General features: G+C 61.0%; 23 protein-coding genes. 17 read left to right on the top strand and 6 right to left on the bottom strand.

Going from position 1 to position 23,291, the window contains the following annotated elements; translation table 11 throughout:
- Positions 1-47: 47 nt before the first annotated feature.
- Genes QM694_RS11895 through QM694_RS11910 form a run of 4 tightly spaced genes read right to left on the bottom strand, consistent with a single transcriptional unit; the run spans position 48 to position 5,090 of the window.
- Entirely contained in the window at positions 48-998 is a 951-nt protein-coding gene (locus tag QM694_RS11895) for a hypothetical protein (protein ID WP_415007142.1), read from the bottom strand.
- Positions 995-1,906, bottom strand: coding sequence for a GNAT family N-acetyltransferase (locus QM694_RS11900; protein WP_415007143.1), 912 nt, complete (start codon positions 1,904-1,906; stop codon positions 995-997). Before QM694_RS11900 ends, QM694_RS11895 begins: the two co-directional genes overlap by 4 nt.
- Entirely contained in the window at positions 1,903-2,550 is a 648-nt protein-coding gene (locus tag QM694_RS11905) for a class I SAM-dependent methyltransferase (RefSeq protein WP_415007144.1), read from the bottom strand. The genes QM694_RS11900 and QM694_RS11905 overlap by 4 nt, the downstream gene beginning before the upstream one ends.
- The gene (locus QM694_RS11910; RefSeq protein WP_415007145.1) at positions 2,547-5,090 is read right to left on the bottom strand and encodes a glycosyltransferase family 61 protein; all 2,544 of its coding nucleotides are present in this window, start codon (positions 5,088-5,090) and stop codon (positions 2,547-2,549) included. The genes QM694_RS11905 and QM694_RS11910 overlap by 4 nt, the downstream gene beginning before the upstream one ends.
- Before the next feature lie 113 nt (positions 5,091-5,203).
- Here QM694_RS11910 and QM694_RS11915 point away from each other — a divergent pair, with 113 nt between their 5' ends.
- The 8 genes from QM694_RS11915 to QM694_RS11950 all read left to right on the top strand — a co-directional run bounded on the left by QM694_RS11915 (position 5,204) and on the right by QM694_RS11950 (position 12,944).
- The gene (locus QM694_RS11915; protein WP_415007146.1) at positions 5,204-6,544 is read left to right on the top strand and encodes an NAD(P)-dependent oxidoreductase; all 1,341 of its coding nucleotides are present in this window, start codon (positions 5,204-5,206) and stop codon (positions 6,542-6,544) included.
- Positions 6,541-6,843 carry a hypothetical protein gene (locus QM694_RS11920; RefSeq protein WP_415007147.1) on the top strand — a complete coding sequence of 101 codons (303 nt, stop codon included), beginning with the start codon at positions 6,541-6,543 and terminating at the stop codon, positions 6,841-6,843. Before QM694_RS11915 ends, QM694_RS11920 begins: the two co-directional genes overlap by 4 nt.
- Positions 6,844-6,868: 25 nt before the next feature.
- Entirely contained in the window at positions 6,869-8,179 is a 1,311-nt protein-coding gene (gene preA, locus QM694_RS11925) for an NAD-dependent dihydropyrimidine dehydrogenase subunit PreA (RefSeq protein WP_415007148.1), read from the top strand.
- A gap of 67 nt (positions 8,180-8,246) precedes the next feature.
- Positions 8,247-9,089, top strand: a complete 843-nt coding sequence (locus QM694_RS11930) for a universal stress protein (protein WP_415007149.1) — start codon at positions 8,247-8,249, stop codon at positions 9,087-9,089.
- Between the two features lie 13 nt (positions 9,090-9,102).
- The gene (locus QM694_RS11935) at positions 9,103-9,471 is read left to right on the top strand and encodes a hypothetical protein (RefSeq protein ID WP_415007150.1); all 369 of its coding nucleotides are present in this window, start codon (positions 9,103-9,105) and stop codon (positions 9,469-9,471) included.
- A 69-nt stretch (positions 9,472-9,540) separates the two neighbouring features.
- Entirely contained in the window at positions 9,541-10,650 is a 1,110-nt protein-coding gene (leuB, locus tag QM694_RS11940) for a 3-isopropylmalate dehydrogenase (RefSeq protein ID WP_415007151.1), read from the top strand.
- 70 nt (positions 10,651-10,720) lie between these two features.
- Positions 10,721-12,169, top strand: a complete 1,449-nt coding sequence (locus tag QM694_RS11945) for an amidohydrolase family protein (RefSeq protein ID WP_415007152.1) — start codon at positions 10,721-10,723, stop codon at positions 12,167-12,169.
- A gap of 10 nt (positions 12,170-12,179) precedes the next feature.
- Positions 12,180-12,944: a hypothetical protein gene (locus QM694_RS11950; protein WP_415007153.1), complete on the top strand. Its 765-nt coding sequence runs from the start codon at positions 12,180-12,182 to the stop codon at positions 12,942-12,944.
- Here QM694_RS11950 and QM694_RS11955 read toward each other — a convergent pair.
- Positions 12,941-14,275: a hypothetical protein gene (locus QM694_RS11955; RefSeq protein WP_415007154.1), complete on the bottom strand. Its 1,335-nt coding sequence runs from the start codon at positions 14,273-14,275 to the stop codon at positions 12,941-12,943. The genes QM694_RS11950 and QM694_RS11955 overlap by 4 nt on opposite strands.
- Before the next feature lie 162 nt (positions 14,276-14,437).
- On the opposite strand from QM694_RS11955, the gene QM694_RS11960 reads away from it, so the two are divergent.
- The 9 genes from QM694_RS11960 (at position 14,438) to QM694_RS12000 (ending at position 22,519) form a co-directional block, all read left to right on the top strand.
- A complete protein-coding gene (locus tag QM694_RS11960) occupies positions 14,438-14,614 on the top strand; it encodes a hypothetical protein (RefSeq protein WP_415007155.1) in 177 nt (58 codons plus the stop codon).
- Positions 14,615-14,645: 31 nt separating this feature from the next.
- The gene (locus tag QM694_RS11965; protein ID WP_415007156.1) at positions 14,646-16,814 is read left to right on the top strand and encodes a glycosyltransferase family 2 protein; all 2,169 of its coding nucleotides are present in this window, start codon (positions 14,646-14,648) and stop codon (positions 16,812-16,814) included.
- 91 nt (positions 16,815-16,905) lie between these two features.
- Positions 16,906-17,601: a sulfotransferase family 2 domain-containing protein gene (locus QM694_RS11970; protein ID WP_415007157.1), complete on the top strand. Its 696-nt coding sequence runs from the start codon at positions 16,906-16,908 to the stop codon at positions 17,599-17,601.
- Entirely contained in the window at positions 17,585-17,908 is a 324-nt protein-coding gene (locus tag QM694_RS11975; protein WP_415007158.1) for a hypothetical protein, read from the top strand. Before QM694_RS11970 ends, QM694_RS11975 begins: the two co-directional genes overlap by 17 nt.
- 4 nt (positions 17,909-17,912) lie before the next feature.
- Complete coding sequence (locus QM694_RS11980; RefSeq protein ID WP_415007159.1) at positions 17,913-18,788, top strand: sulfotransferase family 2 domain-containing protein; 876 nt, start codon at positions 17,913-17,915, stop codon at positions 18,786-18,788.
- A gap of 50 nt (positions 18,789-18,838) precedes the next feature.
- Complete coding sequence (locus QM694_RS11985; protein WP_415007160.1) at positions 18,839-19,759, top strand: hypothetical protein; 921 nt, start codon at positions 18,839-18,841, stop codon at positions 19,757-19,759.
- Positions 19,760-19,777: 18 nt separating this feature from the next.
- Positions 19,778-20,785: a glycosyltransferase gene (locus QM694_RS11990; protein ID WP_415007161.1), complete on the top strand. Its 1,008-nt coding sequence runs from the start codon at positions 19,778-19,780 to the stop codon at positions 20,783-20,785.
- Positions 20,786-20,817: 32 nt separating this feature from the next.
- On the top strand, positions 20,818-21,393 hold the full coding sequence (locus tag QM694_RS11995; RefSeq protein WP_415007162.1) for a hypothetical protein: 576 nt from the start codon (positions 20,818-20,820) through the stop codon (positions 21,391-21,393).
- Positions 21,359-22,519, top strand: coding sequence for a DegT/DnrJ/EryC1/StrS family aminotransferase (locus QM694_RS12000; RefSeq protein WP_415007163.1), 1,161 nt, complete (start codon positions 21,359-21,361; stop codon positions 22,517-22,519). Before QM694_RS11995 ends, QM694_RS12000 begins: the two co-directional genes overlap by 35 nt.
- Here QM694_RS12000 and QM694_RS12005 read toward each other — a convergent pair.
- Positions 22,509-23,198: a glycosyltransferase gene (locus tag QM694_RS12005; RefSeq protein WP_415007164.1), complete on the bottom strand. Its 690-nt coding sequence runs from the start codon at positions 23,196-23,198 to the stop codon at positions 22,509-22,511. The two genes, QM694_RS12000 and QM694_RS12005, sit on opposite strands and share 11 nt — an antisense overlap.
- Between the last annotated feature and the right edge of the window lie 93 nt (positions 23,199-23,291).

Below are 23,291 nucleotides of genomic sequence, written 5' to 3' on the forward strand. Positions count from 1 at the left end.
GATTTTTTAATTGTCGTACAATTAGAGCGTCTGCCGCCCTCTGTCTATCAGGCTCCGAAAGGATAGTGACTGCCCGTCACATGCGCTATGGCGTCGCGGAAAACCTTGTTCGATCCCTCAAGGTGCAGCGCAAGGAAGGCTGCAAAGTCTTCCGCAGTTGCGAAGATGCGGTGGCGGTCGAAAAGAGTGGTGCGGAGATAGTGGACGTTCACCGCCTGCCGTAACTCATCCGGGTGCATGCGGTCGGCAATCGGATCATTGGGAAAATTGAAGCGCATCGGCAAGGCGCGCGTGGCAAGCTCGGCGCGCGCGGCGGCATAGGGCACCGAGAGCTGCTCGTAGAACATGTTATCCAGAATGCCGCGAACCACCGGCACGATCTTCTGATGTTCGGCATGAAACGCCTTCAGCATTTTGGGCGGCCCGGCGAAGAACCCGAGATTGATATAGAAGGGGCAAAGCCCCGGCACATCCTCCGGCTTCTTTTTCAGCGTGTAACGGTAAGGCGTTTCAATCCCGTGCCCCAGCAGCCGCTCGCCGAGGATTTGCCACAGCGCCTCCACGCTTGCGATGGCGGGCGGCGGCGGCACACGAAAGTCTTTCAGCGGTGGCTGGTAATGGGCGATGCAGCCGGTGAGCGCCGGCCCGCGCTGCATCTCCTTGAGATAATCCTCCGGCAGCGGGCGCACCAGCATCGTATCGGCATCGCAGATCACCGAAAGATCGGCTGTCTCATCCAGCACGCGGTAGATCAGGTCGCTCTGCGCATAGTCGCCGCGTTCCGCATATTCTTCGAGGCCGGCCCAGATGAGATCGATGTTTTCAAAGGCGCGCCGGAACCGCGCGGGCAACGCTTCGCGTGACGGGCCGCCGACGCACAGCACCAGCCGCGCCCGCGCGTGATCGCCGCCATGCGAGTCGAGCATCATCCGGTACATGGCGGCCTGCGACAGGAAGGCGTCGGTGTGATTGCCGCACATCAGGAATTCGAGCTTCATGGGCCTCCCCCTGTCATCTCGCCGGCGCGATAGGCTGGAAAATAAGCGGTGGGCGGGCAGCGGCGGGACAATTCATCATAAGCCTGCGGGTTGAGAATCTTCGCGCACAGATAGGTCATGCGCCGCATGTTCGAGAAGTCCTGCTTGAAGCGGCTGAGGCCGGTTTCGGCATTTGCGGCGCCCGGCACGCCGCCCCAGTCAATGAAGCGCGCCTTCCCCGTGAAGTGGCGGATTTCAAATATCTGCATCGCCGCGGAAGCGCCCAGCCGGTATCCCGCATCATCGAAGGCGCCGAGATGCGGATAGACGATATCGCCCTGATGAAAGCCGAGATGCATCCCCACCGTCTTTCCCAGATAGCGGGCGGCGAGCACGAAGACGCCGGGCACGGAGAGAAACCTCTCCAGCATCGCCTCCGTCAGCGTGTTGAATCCGGTTCTGAGCCGCCGGGCCGCATCGCCCTCCTGAAGGCGCAGCCAGTCCGCCAGGACGTGGGGCGCGTCAACAAATCCGATCTGCATCCCCTCCATCGCCCGCGAGGCGCTGGCCAGCCTGCGGCGGGGAACATAGCTTTCGATGGGCGGCGCAAGATCGGTTACATAATGGGTCTTGAATGGCGTCACCCGCGTGAAGATGCGGCGCAACCTCTCTTCATCCGGCGCATCGAAGGGGTCGGGCACCATCACGGCGCTGATGGCATGCGCCGCGAGATCGTCGAGATCATCGCCGAGCCCGGACCAGTCACGGCAGCAGAACAGCGGATGGCACCCCATCGCATCCCGATAGTCCGTATGCAGAATATTACGCAGAAGAACGCTTCCCCCCGAGCGGGCAAGCGCATAGGGCTCTCCCCAGTCCCGGAAAACCGCCGCATAGGCGGGATGAGCGAAGCCTTCGGGCGTGATCACAACCGCGTCGCGCTGCGATAGACGTAAGTTGTGAATTCATAGGCGGGATAATCGTGACGGATCACGAAATGCCGGCTGAGGTTCGGCCCCACGAACGCCGCCATCTCGTCGAAGGAGAGATGAAACAGGTCATCGCGCTCCCAGTCCACCAGCTTCGACATGGCGTTGAAAGCGAGCCCCTTGCGGCAATGCGCGAAAGCCACCCTGAGCAGTCGCTGCCAGTAGGCAACCATCTCGCCGCGCGGGATGGCGCCGCGGTAATTGAACACGCCGTTCATGATCACATAGTCGAACACCGGAAGCCGGCTGTCATTTTCAAGAATGTTGAGGCACAGCAGCTTTGCATCGGGCTGCCGCTGCCGCGCCAGCTCGAGATATTTTTCCGAAAGGTCAACGCCGGTGTAGTCGAGATGCGACAGCCCGGGCCTGGCCTTGATGTGATCGAAGAGATGCGCGAGGCCGCAGCCGAAATCGAGCACCGTCACGGGCCCGACTTTCTCGCGGATCACCTCCAGCATCATCGCATATTGCGCCTCAGCCTCTTCCGGGCTGCGCGTATAGCCGTTTCCCAGATGCGTATCGCCGTGCTGCGCAAGCCGGTCTTCGCAGGCCTTGGCAATCGCACGTTCCGGGTGATCATTCATCGCGGGCCTCCTGTCACCCACGCCAGCGCCTCGCGCGCCTGCTGCCGGTCGATGGCATAGGCACCATAGATATATTGATAGCCCTCGGCATCGGGCTCGCCTCGCCCCAGAAGCTGGCGGTGCGCGAGCCCGCACACGGCGGACAGATCGGTGAAAGTCGGATAAAGATCGTTGCGGCTGAGGATGCTCAGGATGCGGGTGCCGGGCCTGCAGAACATCGTATTGGTAAAGGCAGCGCCTTCCGGCCCCGCCACGCCGCGCGCCCTGGAAAAGAGTGAAACCTGCTCGGCAACCGTCATCTCGGCAGGATAGACCACGCGGAAGCCCTGCGCCACGGCCTCCTGCTCGATCTCGTCCTCGTTCAGAAGCGCGCGCCGGAGATTGCCGCGCCGCGCGAGATAGAGAAATCCGGGCGCGTCATCCCCTTCCGCCGCCTTGATCATCGCGCCGCGCAATCCCAGCGTGAGGATTGGGGACGCGAGTTCCACCGAAGACACCAGCAGCGCATCGGAAAACACGACCTCCTCATCGGTCCCGATGGACACGCGCTGTTCCCTTGGCAAGCCGATGAGCGACAGCATCGCCTCCATCCACTGAGAAAGATCATCCGGCACCACAAGTTTGCGGCGCGCGAGATGGCCTTCGGCGAGCAGATAGCGGATGCGGGAGAGGATCAGCAGCGTCCAGTGATAATAGTTGCGGTGGCTCAGCACGTCGAAACTTTCCAGAACCACCACTGGCTCCGCAATCACCCGCCGCGGCACACAGCGCCAGATCACCCCGCGCTTTTCCTGCGCAACGGTGCGCGGTGAGCGCGGCGGATAGTCCTGCGGATAATGCCAGAGCTGCGCGCGCAACACGGAGCCCCGTGGACCCAACACAATCTCCGCCTCGCGGAGCGTGAGGCCGGGCACGTGGGCGGCCATCAGCTGCGTCCCCGCCACATGATGGCCCTCGCGCCGTAAGGCCCCATCGGGAAGCACCATGTCGAAATCGAATGACACCGGGGCTTCGTCCAGCAGGATTGTCCAGATGATCCCTTCGCGCGACGTCCATGCGTCACGGTCGAGAACGGCATGGCCGGTCATCCCGGCATCGTCCGTGCGCGCCATCGCCTGCGCAATGGCGCCATCCTGCAAATCGGTCCGTTGCAGCAGGCGGTTCACGACGGCACCTGAAATGCCCAGATCGGCCAGCGGCAGCAGCATGGCGCGCGCCGCATGGGCCTCGTCGCGGTGCATCAGGCAATCGGTTGCAAGTTCGGCAAGCCTCACAAGGCTGGCGACAGGAAGCCGGAGATGGCCCAGCCGCGCCGCCTCCACCGCATTTACCGCAATGGCTGCCGCGACGCCCAGAAGACCGTCATGGATCGCCCTCATCCGCCGGGGATCGATCCAGCCATATTTTTCTTCGTGAGACAGCGGACCCATCTCGAAATGCGAAAACCGCCCGCGCGCCAGTTGCAGCAGGCGCGCCGGGCCTGCCGTGAGGTCTGGCGAGTCTTCAAGTGTGAGTTTCGCTGCCGCATCGGCCAGCGCGCGCAACGCCTGCGCCAGATCACCGGGGCCATCAGCACTGTCATATCCCATGCTGGCGCGCGACAGCGCCCCGGCTTCCGCAAGGACCAGGGCGAGTGGCGACAGAGGCGTTTGCCCCGCTTCAGCCTCGTCTGGAACGGCAAAGCCGAGCAGCTTCATCTGCCCGCGATTCTTGGGCGGCACGCGGGCATCGGTGGGCAGGCAGGCATAGAACGCCCGTGCCCGGTCATAATCGCGCCAGCCGTAACAGAAACTCGCCGCCCACAGCAGCGCGGCCTGGACCGCCGGATCACACGCCTCACCGAGCGCCTCGAACAGCGGCGCAACCTCCGCAGGCTCCGCTCCCTGTCCAGCCTTCACGCGCGCCAGAAGCAGGCTCATCTGCGCATTGGCCGGATCGCGCCGCCAGACGCCATCAACGGCATTCTCCAGGCCTTGCAGGTCATTGAGCTTGAACAGCGCCTGCAGAATTGCCGCGAGGCTTTGCTGCGTGTCCGCATCATCCGGCGCACCGGAACTGCGTTCCGCCATCGCCCGCATCAACCCCACATGCGACAGCCGCCGCGCCGATGCCATCACCTGCGGTGTGAGCAGTTGCTCCGGCGCGATGCGCAGAATTTTTTCCAGCACGGCGGAAAGCCGCGCGGCATCCGCAAGGCCCGCCGGGGCTGAGACGCAGCGCGCCAGAAGCGAAACCAGCAGGCTCACCCGCTCCGCTGAGGGTGTTTCATCGGCCGCCGCCGCCATCACATCGGGCAGCAGCGCGCGGCGGCGCGGGCGGTCCGGCGCGGCCTGTTCGCGCGCCAGATACCACCACAGGATTTGCGCCGGGCGCTTTGACCGGAACCCCGCACCGCCTGCAAAAATTCCGGATATGGCTTGAGCCACATCGGCATCATCGTCGCGCGCCATGACGCTGGTGATTGCCTCTTTGAGCTCCGCCATGCCGATGGCGGGATCGTGCAAGAGGTCCATCGGATCGGCGGAGGGCGGCGGCGGCATGGAGGCGAGTTAAGCGGCGCGGCATGGGCCGTCAAGCAAACGGAAAAATTTGACCGTTTGAACAAAATCTGTAATCCTCCGTGAAAAGACAATTGCTTCGGCGGAGGAAGCGCATGGCGGCAGCGAAGGGGCCCGACATTCAGGCCCACCGGCTTTCCAAGTCAGACTATGCGGCGAATTTCGCCGACCTGCATCCGCCGCTCGATCACCACGAGGCGTTGGTGGAAAGCGACCGCTGCTATTTCTGCCACGATGCGCCCTGCCAGACGGCCTGCCCTACTTCGATCGACATTCCCCTCTTCATCCGCGAGATTCAGACCGGCCAGCCCAAGAGCGCCGCCAAGACCATCTTCGACCAGAACATTCTGGGCGGCATGTGCGCGAGAGTCTGCCCCACCGAAACGCTGTGCGAGGAAGCCTGCGTCCGCAACGAGGCGGAGGGAAAGCCCGTCAAGATCGGCATGCTGCAACGCTACGCGACAGACGCCGCCATGGGCGACGAGCGCCACCCCTATGCGCGCGCGCAGTCGACCGGCAAGCAAGTGGCTGTGGTCGGCGCGGGGCCGGCGGGCCTCGCCTGCGCCCACCGCCTGGCGCTCCATGGCCATGAGGTGACGATCTTCGAGGCGCGCAAAAAATCCGGCGGCCTCAATGAATATGGCATCGCCACCTACAAGGCCGTCGATCATTTCGCGCAGAAGGAAGTGGACTTCATCCTGGCGATCGGCGGCATCAGCGTGGAACATGGCAAGGCGCTGGGCAAGAACCTGAAGCTCGCCGATCTTCAGGCTCGTTTCGATGCGGTGTTCTTAGGCCTGGGCCTCGCCGGTGTGAACGCGCTGAACGCCAAGAACGAGGATGCAGAGGGAATCGAGGACGCCGTCGATTTCATCGCCGGTCTCCGGCAGGCAAAAAATTTCGGTAGAATTCCCGTAGGCCGCCGCGTGCTGGTGATCGGCGGCGGCATGACGGCCATCGACGCCGCCGTGCAGTCGAAAAAGCTGGGGGCCGAGGATGTCACGATTCTTTACCGGCGCGGCGAAGCGCAAATGAAGGCCAGCCCCTATGAACAGGATCTGGCGCAGATCAACGGCGTCACCATCAAGCACTGGGTCATGCCGAAGAAGGTTCTGGTGAAGAACGGCAAGGCCGTGGGCCTCGCTTGCGAATATACGGAAGAAAAGAAGGGTAAGCTCGCGGGCACCGGCGAAACCTTCGATCTCGCCGCCGACATGATCTTCAAGGCCATCGGCCAGACCTATGTGGATGTGCTCGATGGCGCGCTGCTGCTGGAAGGCGGGCGCATCGCTGTGGACGCGGAAAAACGCACCAGCGTCTCCGGCATCTGGGCGGGCGGCGATTGCGTGGCGGGCGGCCAGGACCTGACGGTCGCGGCCGTCCAAGACGGCAAAGTTGCCGCCGAATCCATTCACCGCGCGCTGAACGCAAGATGAAGAACATCCTGGTCATCGACGGCGCGGACAATTGTGCTTATGACATCTTCGCTGCGTCGGAACAGTTGTTCAGCGTGATCTTTCCAGGCGAGGGGCAGGATATCGCCTTCATCGATGAAGTATTCGACGACGCCCCGTCTGTAGACGACATGGAGAAGATGATGGAGGACCTCTGGAAACGCCCGGTGAAAAAGGCGTCCGTTCAGGGAATCCACGGCACCTTGTTTTACCAGCTTGAGTTCAAAAAGCCCTACTATCCCAACCGCCGCGATAGCGATCTTGACGGCCGGGGCCGGTAGGCACAAGCCCGCGAGGAGTAATATCATGGCTGACCTTCGCACCAACTTCGTCGGCATCAAGTCTCCCAATCCCTTCTGGCTGGCCTCGGCCCCGCCCACCGACAAGGAATACAACGTCGTCCGCGCCTTCAGGGCGGGCTGGGGCGGCGTGGTGTGGAAGACGCTGGGCGAGGAAGGCCCGCCCATCGTCAACGTCAACGGCCCTCGCTATGGCGCCATCCACGGCGCTGACCGCCGCCTGCTCGGCCTCAACAACATCGAACTCATCACCGACCGTCCGCTGGAGATAAATCTTCAGGAGATCAAGCGCGTGAAGCGCGACTGGCCGGACCGCGCCGTCGTCGTCTCCCTCATGGTGCCGTGCGAGGAAGAGCCGTGGAAGAAAATCCTCAAGCGCGTCGAGGAAACCGATGCCGATGCGGTGGAACTGAACTTCGGCTGCCCGCATGGCATGAGCGAGCGCGGCATGGGCGCCGCGGTGGGCCAGGTTCCTGAGTATATCGAAATGGTGGCGCGCTGGTGCAAGCAGCACACGCGGATGCCGGTGATCGTCAAGCTCACGCCCAACATCACCGACATCAGGAAGCCCGCCCGCGCGGCGCTGCAGGGCGGGGCCGATGCCGTGTCGCTCATCAACACCATCAGCTCCATCGTGTCCGTCGATCTCGACAATTTCGCGCCCATGCCGACGATTGACGGCAAGGGCTCGCATGGCGGCTATTGCGGCCCGGCGGTGAAGCCCATCGCGCTCAACATGGTGGCTGAGATCGCGCGTGATCAAGAAACCCGGGGGCTTCCCATTTCCGCCATCGGCGGCATCACCACCTGGCGCGATGCGGCGGAGTTCATCGCCATGTCGGCGGGCTCCGTGCAGGTCTGCACCGCCGCCATGACCTATGGCTTCCGCATCGTCGAGGAGATGCAGTCGGGCCTGTCGCGCTGGATGGACGAGAAAGGCTACGCAACCATCGAGGAGTTCCGCGGCCGCGCCGTGCCCAATGTCACGGACTGGCAATATCTCAACTTGAACTATGTCACCAAGGCGAAGATCGACCAGGATCTCTGCATCAAATGCGGCAGGTGCTATGCCGCCTGCGAAGATACCTCGCATCAGGCCATCATGAAGGAGAAGAATGGCAAGCGCCATTTCGAGGTGATGGACAATGAATGCGTGGCCTGCAACCTCTGCGTGGAAGTGTGCCCCGTGGATGAGTGCATCACCATGGTGCGCCAGACCTCCGGCACCGATCCGCGCACGGGACGGCGCATCGATCCCGCCTATGCCAACTGGACGCAGCACCCCAACAACCCTGCGTCACTGAAGGCCGCCGAATAGTCATTGCACCTTCCCGCCCCGCACCCTAGCTTTCCGGTGGAAACTGGAAAATTGCGAGGAGGGCCGCATGTCCTACAAGACCATTCTGGTGTCTCTGAACGAAGTGCCACGCATTGCAGCCGTGGCGAAATCCGCAGGCGTGTTGGCGCGGGCGCTCGGCGCCCATGTGGCGGGGCTTTATGTGGTGCCGGCGGTGCAGGTCTATCCGTCAGTCGGCTTTGAAGCTGCGCCGCAGGTCTTTGAAGGCAACCGCACCTATTTCAAGGATTCCGCCGCAAGCGTGCGCTCGGCCTTCGAGGCGGCGATGAACGGCGAAGGCGTTCCCTTCTCCTATCAGGAGATCGAGGCGCAGACGCCGCTGATCGCCGACGACACCATCGCGCAGGGGCGCTCCGCCGATGTGATCGTTGTCTCCACCACCAATCCTGACGCCGCGACCGGCGTGGAGCGCGATTTCGTCGAGCAGGTCATTCTGGGCGCCGGCCGACCGGTCATCGTCCTTCCCTTCACCGGCGACATCACCCTGTCGCTCGACGAGGTGATCGTCGGCTGGGATGGCGGGCGCGAAGCGGCGCGCGCCGCCTTCGATGCCCTGCCGCTTCTCAAGGCGGCAAAGAAGGTGCGCATCATCCGCGCCGATCCGCAGAAGGATCCGGCGCTCAAGGGCACCGTGCCGGGCGCCGATTTGGCCGAAAGCCTGGCCCGCCATGGCGTCAAGGCGCAGACGGAAGGCTTCCCCACCGATGGCACCGATGCGGGGCAGGCGCTGCTCCGTTGCGCCAGTGACGCGGGTGCCGGGCTCATCGTCATGGGTGCTTATGGCCACAGCCGCCTCACCGAGTTCATTTTCGGCGGCGCGACGCGGGCCGTTCTCACCAAGCTCAACCGCCCCGTGCTGATGTCGCATTGAGGACAGGACCATCATGTTAAAAAAGATCAGGCTGGAACTGGCGCGCGACGCCGATTTCCCCGAAGGCTCGCCCAACTACGGCTATGAGTTTTCAGCCCCGCTCGACGGCAAGGGTCATATCGATGTGGCGGCTTTCCACGACTTGAAAGAGCGCTGCCGCGTCCGCCGTTTCCGCCCCGGCGAAGCCGATGACGTGGGCCATCTGGTGCGCAAGCCCGGCGGCTCATGGGCCTTTCACTATGACATTCATAGCGATGAGGAAGACGACGAGTCAGGCTACCGCTTCGGCGACCACGCCTTCGCGCCCGGCGAATATGTGTCCGTCAAGGAAGACGACGACCGCCTGCGCACCTTCAGGGTGACGCAGGTGAGGGATATTTAGAACGCGCTTGCCTCGGGGGCTTGGCCCCGCTACCCATCGCGCCACAATTTCAAGGCGTGAGGATTGCGCATGGCATCGTTCAAGATTTTCCTGCTTCCCGGTGACGGCATCGGCCCCGAGGTGATGCGCGAGGTCGAGGCGATCCTCGGCTGGTTCAACGCACAAGGCATTGCCAAGTTCGAGATCGACCGCGGCCTCGTTGGCGGTTGCGCCTTTGATGCCCATGGCAAGGCGATTTCCGAAGCCGACATGCAGAAGGCCATGGCGGCCGATGCCGTGCTGTTCGGCGCGGTGGGCGGACCCAAATGGGACAAGGTGCCTTACGACGTGCGCCCCGAGGCGGGCCTGCTGCGGCTCCGGAAGGATCTGGGCCTGTTCGCCAACCTGCGCCCCGCCATCTGCTATCCCGCCCTCGCCGATGCCTCTTCCCTCAAGCGCGAGGTAGTTGAAGGCCTCGACATCCTGATCGTCCGTGAACTGACGGGCGGCGTCTATTTCGGCGAGCCCAAGACCATCACCGACCTCGGCAACGGCCAGAAGCGCGGCATCGACACGCAGGTCTATGACACATTCGAGATCGAGCGCATTTCCAAGGTGGCGTTTGAACTCGCCCGCACACGGCGCAAGAAAGTGTCCTCCGCCGAGAAGCGCAATGTGATGAAGACGGGCGTGCTGTGGAACGAGGTCGTCACCCGCGTTCACGCCGAAAGCTACAAGGACATCACGCTCGAGCATGTGCTGGCCGACAATTGCGCCATGCAGCTGGTGCGCTGGCCGAAGCAGTATGATGTGATCGTCACCGACAACCTTTTCGGCGACGTGCTCTCCGACGTGGCGGCGATGCTCACCGGCTCGCTTGGCATGCTGCCTTCCGCCTCGCTCGGCGCACCCGATGCCAAGACGGGGCGGCGCAAGGCGCTCTATGAGCCGGTGCATGGCTCAGCACCCGACATCGCGGGCACGGGCGCCGCCAACCCCATCGCCATGATCGCCAGCTTCGGCATGGCGCTCCGCTATTCCTTCGGGCTCGGCGAATGGGCGGACAAGGTGGATCAGGCGATCGCCAATGTGCTGGCCAAGGGCATCCGCACCAAGGATATCGCAGGGAGCGCGGCGGCCAATGCCACGACCACCCAGATGGGCGAGGCGATCCTCGGCGAATTGAAGGCGCTGGCCTGAGACCGCATGGCCTCTTGCGCATGAAGGCTCGAACGCTCATCCTTCCCCGCCTTGAGGGGGAAGGATGAAAATGCCGCACGCGCTTGAGCATGGCCACGCACACACGCCCGGCTGCCTCTGCCAGACGCCAGCCTTTGCAAGGCTGAACGCCATCCTCAGCTTTAAATTCACCCGCCGGGCCTTCCTGGGCGGCGCAGGCGTTGCCGGGCTCATGGCGTTCTGGCCGAAAGAGGCGATGGCGGGCATTCCCGCAGCTCCTCCATCCTCCATCGCTTTCACCAACATCCGCCTCTTTGACGGCAAGGCCGGCAAGCTGTCCGATGGCAAGACGGTGATCGTGAGCGGCAACAAGATTTCTGCTGTTCAATCCTCAGAAGCGCCGCTCGCGCCCGATGTGCAGAAGATCGATTGCGGCGGCAAGACGCTGATGCCGGGACTGATCGACAATCACTGGCACACCATGATGGCCTCGCTTCCCATGCAGGTGCTGATGATGGCCGAGATCGGCTTCATCAACCTCGCGGCGGCGGCGGAAGCCGAGCGCACGCTGCTGCGCGGCTTCACCACGGTGCGCGACATGGCGGGGCCGAGCTTCGGCCTGAAGCGCGCCATCGACATGGGAATGACGCCCGGCCCCCGCATCTGGCCGTCGGGCGCCATGATCTCGCAGACCTCGGGCCATGGCGATTTCCGCTTTCCCTATGAAATCCCTTCAAGCCCCAATGCGCCGTTGAGCCGCGCCGATGCGGCAGGCGTGGGTGCGATTGCCGATGGCGTTCCCGAAGTGCTCAAGCGCGCCCGCGAGCAGCTGATGCTGGGCGCCAGCCAACTCAAGCTGGCGGCGGGCGGCGGCGTATCGTCCCCCTATGATCCCATCGATGTCAGCCAGTATACGGAGCCGGAATTCCGCGCCGCCGCGGATGCGGCGGAGGATTGGGGCACCTATGTCGCCGTCCACGCCTATACGCCGCGCGCCATCCAGACGGCCATCCGGGGCGGCGTCAAATGCATCGAGCATGGCCAGCTGATGGATGAGACGACGGCGAAAATGATGCAGGAGAAGGACATCTGGCTTTCGACCCAGGCCTTCCTCGACAATGAATTTTCCAATCCGCAAACCGGCGAGGCGCGGCAGAAGCAGCTTCAGGTGGCCGCCGGCACCGACAACGCCTACAATTTTGCCAAGTCCCTCAAGCTCAAGACGGCATGGGGAACCGATATCCTGTTCAATCCCGCAGGCACGGCCAACCAGGGCGCGCTGCTCACCACGCTGACGCGCTGGTATGAACCCGCCGACATTCTCATCATGGCGACGGGCACCAACGCCGAACTGCTTGCCATGTCAGGCCCGCGCACGCCCTACCCCGCCAGGGTCGGCGTCATCGAGCCGGACGCCTTCGCAGACCTGTTGATCGTCGATGGCGATCCGTTGGCCGACATCAAGCTGATCGCCGATCCGGAAAGGAATTTGGCGCTTATCATGAAAGATGGGCGCATCTACAAGAACCGGCTGCAATAGGGGGCTTACAATGAAATGGATTTTGACGGCGGCGGCTTTGGCCTCATTGGGAAGCAGCGCGCAGGCCGCCGATCTTTCGGTTCCCGAAACCTCCGATCCCGGATTGGTTCTGCAGATAACGCCGTATTTGTGGGGCGCGGGGCTTGAAGGCGATGTCTCGCCCTTCAAGCGCGGGCCGACAATCGATGTGGACAAGGATTTCTCCGACATTCTCGAACACCTGAACATGGGAGGCTTCGTGAATATCTGGGGCCGCTATGACCGCTTCGTGTTTTCAGGCGACATCATGTATGTCAGCACGACAGACAAGCGTCATTTGAGCATCAGCGACATACCGCTCACCGGCCAGCTTGATACCAAGCAGTTCACCTCCACGCTGATGGGCGGCTACCGCGTTCTCGATGACGCGGCTTTTACGCTCGACGCGCTGGCCGGCGGGCGCTTCTGGCACATTTCAAACGATGTGACGGCGACGGCTGGCCCGCTCACCGGAAAATACGGCGAGAAATTCAGCTGGGTCGATCCCGTCATCGGACTTAGGGCTTTCTATAACATCACTGACAAGTTCTCGATTCTGGCGCAGGCTGACGTGGGCGGCTTCGGCATCGGTTCGAAATCGACCTGGCAGGTGCTGGGCACGGCGAACTACCGCTTCACCGATAACATTTCGATGTCGGCGGGCTACAAGATCCTGGCTGTCGATTACCGCAATGACGGCCACGTGTTCGATACGAAACTGGCAGGGCCGGTGGCGGGCATCACCTTCAGGTTCTAGCCCTTTCCGCACAGTTCGGTGCGGAGCTTCGCCAGCATCTCGATCTGGCCCGTGACGGTGCCCGCGAACGCCCCGCCGGTGCGCTGCGCGGGGAAGGTCTGCGGATGCAAAGGCGAGCCGTAGCTGGCGGGGATCAGCGCGATGCGGCTGGTGCAGATCGCGTTCTTGCCGGGCGGCAAGCCCATGGCGCTTCCGATGCGGCCATTGAGATCACGGATGGTTTTCTCCAGCCGGGGAATAAGGCCATCGACGCCATTTGGCGCCGCAGCTTCCTGCGGCAGGTAAAAAGTCGGCATAAGAAAAACGACCTCATCATCGGTATTTTGCAGAATCCACGCTGCACCCTGCGCATAGCCCAGGATGCGCGGGGTGGACTGCCCTTTCACGGGCGCGGTGCCGCCTTCAAAAACGAATGCCGCCAGAGACGGGTCCTTTGCAAAGCGGGAATATTTCGACTGTTCGAGATTTTGATTCCAGACGCGGAGATTAGGCGCGAAATTCGTAACTGGAGCGCCCGCACTCTTGAAAGCATTGGCGACCGCGGCAAAGCTATAGGGGCTGTTGTTCACCATGCCCACGCGCGGCCCGTTGCCAAAGCGGCCCGGTCCCACAGGCAGGTTCAGCATGTTTCCTTGCCGGAGTTGAGGAACGGGCTCCTGATACATCATCATGATGTCTGGCGCGAAGCCGCTTTGCGCGAACACGCACAGGGTGCGCGGTAATGTTTGCACGGAAATTTTGCCACTTGATTGATCGACGGCAAGGTCTGGTGTTGCAAGAAGCATCTCGCCCATCACGAGTTTGCCGCGCTTCTGCTCATTGGAAAGCTGCAGATTGTGAAGCGCTTCCTTGATTTTCTCGGCATGTTTGACGCCAACATCAGTAGCGTTCCCGCCATCCTTTGCGCGCTCTAACTTGCATTGCTGCTCGGTATTGTCCGAACCCGGGCCTGCCAATATTGCCTTTCCATCGACAACCGGCGGCAGGGTTTTTCCGGCATTGAAAGCATTGCCGAAATTCACTGAGCACTGGACGGGCCGCCCCGGCCAATAGGCCAGCAGGCCGGGCGGCACCACATTCACGTAATATCCATCGACCAGCGGCTGGATCGCCTGAATGTCACGCTGATAGGCTGCATTGCCCGCCGCATCGGCCAGTTCCTCGATCTGCGTCGCCACATGCCAAAAGATCTTGAACCGTCCCTGTTCTGTCTCCGCCGGACGGGGACGGGCAGTGAGGCCCGTGCTTCCCGGCGCGCAGTCCAGCGCCAGCGCCTGCGTGGCGAACAGGGGGATGAGGGCAGCAGCCGCAAGGCGGGACAGAAGTTTCATGGGCGAACCTCTCATGATGTCCTGCGATGTTGCGCAGGAAGACTTGGCGAGAACAAGGCGCCAGAGGTTAATGCCGCATTGCACAAAGCCGTCTTGACATGCCATTGCGGCACTTTAAACAGGGCGAAGGGACAGGCGGAAAACACCGGGAGTTTAATTAAAATGGCAGGACCCGCAGCAGCGAAAAAAACCGGCGCCCCGAAAACCGTAACCCCCAGGGCGCGCCTGCAATATGTGAACATCCGCCTGACGGAACTCGCGGCGGAGCGCCAGAAGCTGGTGCAGGAGCGTGAGGGCCTGCGCAAGGCCGTGGCGGCGGAAAAGCCGGCCAAGTCCTGAGCTTCCCCGGCAGTGAAATGACACAGGCATAATGTGGCCACGCAGAACGAGAAAACATTCCACTGATCTCCTGGCGCCATTCCGCGCCGGGGCGTCCAACGATCTCGTTCTTGACGGCAATGTCTGGCGGGCGACCGGGCCTGATCCCTATATCATCTACAGTCTCGAGAAGCGCGCCAATTCCGGCCCGCTGCTGGTGGAGCTTGATCTCGAAGTTCTTGAAAACCGTGTTGCTCCGCGCATTTATTTTCACCGCCGCAATGGCTTCAGCGAGGATGCCTCGCAGCTGATGCGGCAGACGGGATCCGGGCATTACAGGCTCTATGCCTATGTGCCCAAGGCCTGCAAGCTGCTGCGCTTCGATCCCGCCGAAGCGCCATGCGCCTTTCGCATCCGCCAGTTCAGCGTCACCAAAGTCACGCACGCCACCTTCGCCATGCGCGCCATGCGCAACGGCGCCAATGCCGGGGATGAAAAGCCCGAGCTGCGGCGCCTGGTGAAGGCCATCCGCCATGGCATGGCGCATGGCGTGGCCTTCGAACGCACCGAACAGGTGCAGGAGACCAGCGGCGCGGCGGGAAAATACCAGACCTGGATCAGGCGTTTCGATTATTCGCCCGCCGACCGCGGCACGTATGAAAGCCAGGTTGCCGCGCTCGCCGATCCGCCGCGCTTCGCCGTGCTCATGCCGGTTTACAACACGCCCGCCGATCTGCTGGACAAGGCGATTCAGAGCGTTGTTGACCAGATCTATCCCCATTGGGAATTCTGCATCGCCAATGACAATTCAAGCGCCGCGTGGATCAGGCCGCAGCTTGATGCGTGGGCGGCGCGCGACAAGCGCATCAAGGTCGTTCACCGCAAGGCGAACGGCCACATCGCCGAAGCCACGAACTCCGCCTTCGCCCTCTCCACCGCGCCGTGGATCGCACTTCTCGATCATGATGACGAATTGCGCCCGCATGCGCTGGCCGAAATGGCCATCACCATCGCCAAGCGCCCGGACGCGCAGCTCCTCTATTCGGACGAGGACAAGCTCGATGAGAAGGGCGAACGTTATGACCCCTATTTCAAGCCCGACTGGAACCCTGACCTGTTCCTAAGCCAGAACTATTTGAACCATCTCACCGTTCACCGGCGGAAGAACATCGAGAAGGCGGGCGGCTGGCGGAAGGTCTATAATGGCAGCCAGGATTACGACCTGAATTTGCGCATCACCTCCATGATCAAGCCGGGAACCATCGTCCATGTCCCGCAGGTTCTCTATCACTGGCGCGCTGCGGCAGAATCCATGGCGAATGACGAGTCCTCAAAGAATTATGCGATCGATAATGCCATCAAGGCGCTTTCGTCGTTCGCCGCCGATAACGGGATTGCGGCAAGCGTCGAGCAGATTCCCGATACCAACTGGTATCGCCTCAAATACAGCCTTCCGAAAAGAGTGCCGCTCGTATCCATCATCATCCCCACGAAGAATGGCTATGACATTCTGAAGGCCTGCATCGACTCGATCCGTGAGAAAACCACCTACCCCAAATACGAAATCATCGTCGTTGACAACAACAGCGACGATCCGGTGGCACTTTCATATTTCCGCGAACTTGAGCAATCGGGAACAGCCCGCGTGCTGCCCTATCCGCATCCCTTCAACTATTCGGCCATCAACAATTTTGCCGTCAAAAGCGCCAAGGGAACATATCTGGCGCTGGTCAACAACGACATTACGGTGATTTCACCGGACTGGCTCACCGAAATGGTCTCCCTCGCGGCCCGCCCCGATACTGGCTGCGTTGGCGCGAAGCTGTATTATCCCAACAACACGATCCAGCATGCAGGGGTGATCGTCGGACTTGGTGGCGTTGCCGGTCACAGCCACAAATATTTCGACCGCAAAGCCAAGGGCTATTTCGGCCGTCTGCGCATGGTGCATAATGTTACGGCGGTGACGGCGGCCTGCCTTGTCGTGAAGAAAAAGATATTCAATGAGGTTGGCGGACTCGATGAGGAAAACCTCAAAGTCGCCTTTAACGATGTCGATTTCTGCATGAAAGTCCATAGGGCGGGGTACTACAATGTGTGGACTCCTTTCGCCGAACTCTATCACCATGAATTCGATCAGCCGGGGTGCGGAAGACGACCCGGTAAAACAGGAACGGTTCAAAAACGAGATCCTGTTTATGAAATCGAAATGGGGCGGTGAACTCCTGCGCGATAAATTCTATTCGCCGAACTTAACAAAGAAATACGAAGACTTTTCGATAATATCTGAGTGAGCAGAATTGGAACACGCCATGCTGCGCAACTATGTTTTCCTCCACATCCCCAAGACCGGGGGCACCTCGCTTCGCACTGCGATCGTGCAATCATTCGAGAAAAAAGGCTATTTGGTTATTTATGACTACGTGAACCATGAAATTTCCACGCCATGGCTGCGCAGCGCTGCAACTTCCGGCGACGCGGGCGCGTTAGTTCGAAACAATGTAGAGCACGCAAAAGAAATGCTGCTCATAGGGCATTTTCCAGCTAGTAAATTTATCTCTAGCTTTCATCCCGCTTCTTTTTTCACATTTTTGCGAGAACCATTTGCCCAAATTTATTCTAATTACAATCATCACGTGAGCCATCACGGATATACAAAAACATTCGAAGAATTCATTGCGACGCCTCTTTTCCAGAATATACAATGGCGGCTTTGCAACAAATTGGATATTTCAGAAATTGGTTTCGTCGGGCTATTGGAGCAAGTAGAAGATGACTTGCCGAGACTAGTTGAGTTTCTGGGAATTCCACTCGAGTTAAAACACCGCAATGTGGGTAACTACGCGCTTAACAGCGATTTAGTCCGTGAAAAATATGAGGCGATGGTTCAAAAATTTAATCCCCTGGACTTCGAACTCTACGAACATGCCAAAGCTGTGGTAGCAGATAAGAGAAAGAGGGCGGAGGAAAAAATAGGCGGCGGTGTTGTGAATGCAACGAGAGTCTAGCGCACGAGAAATCCGCGGATGGGCGATTGCAGACGGAGGGCGGAAGATTGCGACGGTAGCGCTTTGCAACGGCCGCGGGGAAATTCTAGAGAAGAAACCCGCTGATATCTTCCGTGCCGATCTGAAACAAAAGGGGATTATTGAGCACGGAGTAGGCGGATTCCAATTCGCGATTCCCGAAACAGCTTCTGAAAATGACTTGCGGATTGAATTGTGTGGAACCAGCACTTTTACTATTCCCAAGCTCAAAGACTTGAGCGGCGGATCGAAGCCGGTCCAGCAAGCCAGAAAATTCGAGGATGATTAGACCGTTGAAACCGAAAAGAAAATCGGACCGCAGTCGAGAAGAAAAACGCGCTGCAAGATTGAAGCCTGGATTTGTGAGCCGCTTGAGTGCCTCTGCCTTGAGCGAAGCGGAGATATCTGTTGCTGACGTGCGGCCAGCGGTCCTGCTGAACAAAGATCTCAATCTCATGGTTTCTTGGTCTGCAAAATCTGCCTGTACCAGTATCTACGTGTGGTTTGCGCATGCTTCAGGTTTTGGAGACGAAATTTCTGAATTATCCAATTGGCCGCATGATCATCGCAAAATGATATACGAAAAATCGGAATTGCGGCATAGCGCGCTGATGCAAGACTTTAGCGAATATGTGTTCCTTAAAGTGATCCGCGATCCTTTTGACCGTGCGGTGAGCATGTATCGGCACGCACTGGCGTGCGGCATTTGTGATCCGCTCTTTGACAGGCATCAACGGCGACCGGCAGTAAATTCGTTGACAGGATATTCTTTTTTGCAATATTTGGAATTGCTTGAATCGATTGATCTCTGGAACGTCGATGTTCACCTAAGACCGCAGTTTCACCCTGTTGAACGCAGGTCTGTTCCCAAGTTTGTTATTAATCTGAGCAAACAGGATCTCTTCGCGGAATTGAATGTGTTTGAAGATAGGTTCGGCTTGCGGAAAACGGATTTCACCGCAATGGAGTGGCTCCACGTGATGGAAGGAAAGCGGAAGGCGGCGCAGGAAGATCAGGCAGGCGGCAATTTCGAGGACACGCCAATCACCAAGCATGATGTTGCGGCCAAGAAATTCCCCAGCTATTCCCAGCTTCTCTCGCCCCGGACCCGCCGGAAAATCGAACAAATCTATGCAATTGACTTTGTTTCCTATCGGGACAATCTGTGATTTCAATGTCCGGCACGCCACAATGCGCCGTTCAATGAGAGGGTGCTGCCTTGGCTGCCAATGAAGGTTTTTTCGTCGAGAATGCTGCACCCCTGACGGATGGCGCGCGGGCGGCGTTTTGCGTGCTTGGCATGCCGCGCGGCGGCACCACCATGACGGCCAAGCTGCTGCAGGCGGCGGGCATTTTCATGGGCCAGTCCCTTCCGGTGACGGCAGAAGACCCGGATTTTGCAAAGCTCCTGAAAGACAAGGCTCCGGATCGCGGCGAATTCGACGCGCTGCTGGCCACCCGCTTCGGGGCGCACCGGCGCTGGGGTTTCAAGGCGCCTTACAAGAACCACTGGGACTTGCTGGACGCTATCCCCGATTCCCGCTTCGTCGTGGTCTTCCGCGATGTGCTGGCGGTGGCCAACCGCAACCGCATTTCCACCAGCGCCGATCTCCTGTCCAACATGGCCGCCAACCTGGCACTGCAAACGCAGCTTGCGCGGTTCATCGCCAAGAGCGGCCGCCCGGTCTTCATGTTTTCCTATGAAAAGGCCGTGCTGGAGCCGCAGCCCATCATCACAGCGCTTCAGGATTTCTGCGGTGCGGGCAGCAATGCCGCCACCCGGGCCGCCATGATGGCGGTCATCCGCCCCAATGATTCCGAATATGCCGAGGTGATGGACAGGCTGGCCAGCAATGTCTCCTGCAATCTCGACATCGTGAATCCGCACCGGATCGCCGGGTGGGCGCGCGCCGCTTCGGGCAAGCATCTGAACATCAGGATCACCGTGAACGGCGAAGCCGTGGCCGAGGTGGTGGCCGACCGCCCCCGCGATGATCTTTCGCGCCATTTCGGCGATGCCGGCGACTATGCCTTCGAGGTGCCGCTGGAGGCTGGCCTCTATGCCGGAAAGCCCCTGTCGGTCGAGGTGCGGGATGCCGGAACGGGCGCTGTCCTGGCCCGCCGCGCCGTCCCCGCATAAGACCGGACGAACAGGCAGATGCCCGCCCGCCCGGCAATGTTTTCCGTTGCCGTGATCCTCGCCATTTACAAGCCCGATGCGCAGCGCCTGGAGCGGCAGCTTGAATGCCTGTTCGCGCAGGAGGACGTGGCCATCGAGGTCTTCGCCGTGCTCGACCGGGCGGGAGATGAAGGGGCGGCACAGCCTCCCGTGCTGCACCGGTATCCCCTGCGCCTCATCGAGCCGCCGCATCATCTGGGCGCGCGCGGGGCCTTTGCCGCGGGGCTCGCCGCGGCACTGGCCGCCGGCGGCACGGAGGATCGCCTCTTCGCCTATTGCGATCAGGATGATGTCTGGCATCCGCGGAAGCTGGCTGAAACCGCAAGTGCGTTGCGCGGGGCAAATGCCGCGCTGGCCCATTGCGATGCGCGGGTGGTGCGGGCCGATGGTAGCGTGGTGTCTCCGTCCCTGCACCGCTTCGAGCGCCGCGAGGAGGCGGCCGATCTTCTGGACGCCATTCTTCTCAACAGCGTCACCGGCATGACGGCGGTGTTCACCGCCGCCACCGCCCGCCTTGCGGTGAAACTGATGGACGGACTTCCCTCCGCCGTTCTCCATGATCATGTGACGGCCGTGGCGGCGATGGCGATGGGGCCCGTGGTGCGGGTTCCGCAGCCGCTTGTCGATTATGTGCAGCACGGGGAAAATGTCTTGGGCGCCAGCGTTCCGCCGCTGCCGCACTGGTGGCAAAGGTCCTTCGTGCTGAAGGATGTCAGGGCCTACCGGCAGACCTCGGCGCGGGTGTTTGAAGACCGGCGGACGATCGCCGCCGCCTTGCAGCGCGAGGGCATTGCGCTGGGGCCGATGGCGGAGATGTTCCGGCTGCCGCCGCGCGTTTCTTCCCTCCGCCTGCTGATGCTTTATACGCTGGCCTTCTGGTCGCGCATGCTGGACGGCAGGCCGCGCCGCGCCATGTGGTGCTGGCGCCTTGGCGATGCCGCGCTGTTCGGCGCCACGGCCTCCGGCGCGCTTGAAAAAACCGCCTGACAAACTTACAAAACCCGGGACGGGAGTGAAACATGGCAGAACGGCCCAGCAAGGCGGCAGCATCGGCTGCCAAAGCGGATGTCAAAAAACAGAAGCCGGCGGCACAGGATGCGCCGGTTGTGGCGAAGGCCGGGGCTCCGGCCACGGCACGGCTGCCATCCTATGTTCCGCCGCCCATGTTTCTCAACGCGCTGGTGCGGCGTGAGCGCGGGCCGAATGGCCGCGAGAGCGTAACGATGCCGGTCGAAGCCTATCGCAAGCTTCTCGCCGCCGCCGCCGCCGCGGTGTTCGACGAAGCTGACTATTTGAGCCGCAATGACGATGTGCGCGCGCTGGTCGAGAAGGGAACGCTGCTCTCCGGCCTCCAGCATTATGTCTCTGACGGCTATACCGAGAGGCGCGCCTCCCTGAAAATTCCGGTGGATGATCCGTGGTATCGCAAGATTTATCCCGATGTGGCCGAGCAGATCACCGCCGGGCAGTTCAAGGACAGCGCCGACCATTTCACACGGTCCGGCTTTCAGGAGGGACGCGTTCCCGCCGAGATCTATGCGGGCGACATTGCCGAATGGCGTGAAATTGTCCGGAAAAACGGCGGAACGCGATAGACAGCGGCGGGACGCGCGCCCGCTGCTGCCCGTCAACCGTCCGCGCCTGCCGGATGCCGCGGCGCTGCTTCCATACCTCCGCCGCATCGACGAAAGCCGCCATTACACCAATTTCGGGCCGCTCGAGAGCGAGTTCCGGCTGAGGCTGGCCGGGCATCTGGGCATGGGGCCCGAATGCCTCACCCTGGCCGCATCGGGAACGGCAGGGCTCACCGCCACCCTGCTCGCGGTGGCCGGGCGGGCCACGCCGCAAAAACCTCTCTGCGCCATCCCCTCCTACACATTCGTGGCCACGGCAGTTGCCGCCGCCGCCTGCGGCTACACGCCGTTCCTCGTCGATGTGGACAGGGAAAGCTGGGCGCTTGATCCTCGCGTGATTGCCGCTTTGCCCGAACGCGACAAGATCGGCGCTGTCATACCCGTAGCACCTTATGGGAAACTGTGCAGTGTGAGGTCATGGGAACAGTTTCGGATCGAAACTAATATTCCTGCAGTCATCGATGCCGCTGCATCCTTTGATGCGCTTCCAGAAATTTCGGCGGAAGTTCCCATTGTTGTAAGTCTCCACGCCACCAAAACGCTGAGTTCTGGCGAGGGCGGCTTCATCATGGCCGAAAATCCGCCGCTGATCGACAGGTGCCTGCGCGCCCTGAATTTCGGTTTCTTCGACGGCCGCAACAGCGTCGGGCCGAGCATCAACGGAAAACTCAGCGAATATCACGCTGCCGTAGGCCTCGCCGATCTTGATGGCTGGGCACAAAAGCGCTCTTCATTCATAGGCTTGGCAAACCTGTATAGACAGGAAGCATCGCACTTGGGTGTCTCTGGCCTGCTTCACGCAACGGAGAGCCACGCCAACCCCTATGTGCTCTATGAAACTCTGCCCGGCACGGCTGGCGTTGTCTTGAGGGAGTTGAGGGAAGATGGTATCGACACGCGCCTATGGTATGGCGGCGGTTTGCACAGGCAAACGGAGTTTTCCACCTGCCCCCGCACCGCCATGGCGGTGACCGATGATCTGGCCCCCCGGGTGATCGGACTGCCGGTTGCCGTGGACATAACGGCAGGCGATGTGGCGCGCGTGCTCTCCGCCATCGCCCGCGCTGAGGCCTGCCCTAAGCTGTAGCGATCGGGCTTTTCTCGTAAAGCGCGCGTTCCTCAAGCCAGAATTCGCCGAAGTCGGTGTTCTGATGCCCTTCAAACCATGGCCCGCCATTGGTGTAGTGAATAGCGTTGGGAATCTCCGCTGGTTTTGGATATTCCCCGGAGAGAAAATTCCAGCTCAGCGGCAGCGAGCCGATATCCTTGTCCTCGAGCCAGCTGAACCGGTGGAGATATTGCGGCGTCTGGCTGTTCACAACCTCGGGCGTCAAAGCCTTCACTGCCTCATGCCCGCCATTGAAGACCATGAAGGAAGACCAGTTCTTGCGCGGATAGACATGCTGCGCCTTGCCGTCCATTTTGACAGCCAGCGCCGGGGTGTAATCATGCTGAACCACATAAACGGCCTTGGCCGGGTCGAGCGTGTCAAGTACCTTGCGCACATCGGTTGTAAACACAAAGTCACAATCGACAAAGATGCTCCAGCCGTCATAAGCCGCCAGATAGGGCGTCAGGAAGCGCGAGATCGAAAATTCGGTGGACGCCTTGGCATCCACGGGCCGCGTGTAGAGCCCCAACTCGCGCAGCGCCTGGAGCTTCAGCGGAAACACCGGCAAATCTGCCGTGCTGTGGCGCAGCAGGGAATGGCGGCAGACCTGCCATGCAATGTCTTCCCGGCTGTCATACCCGACATAGATTTTCATGGCCCGCTCCATCATGCCGTTGCACCGCAATATTACGCATTAGAAAACTATTCCGGGCGCGGTCAACCGCCAATCACCGCTGCTGAAAATTGG

It is taken from the genome of Aestuariivirga sp. (assembly GCF_047602625.1).
Classification (GTDB): domain Bacteria; phylum Pseudomonadota; class Alphaproteobacteria; order Rhizobiales; family Aestuariivirgaceae; genus Aestuariivirga.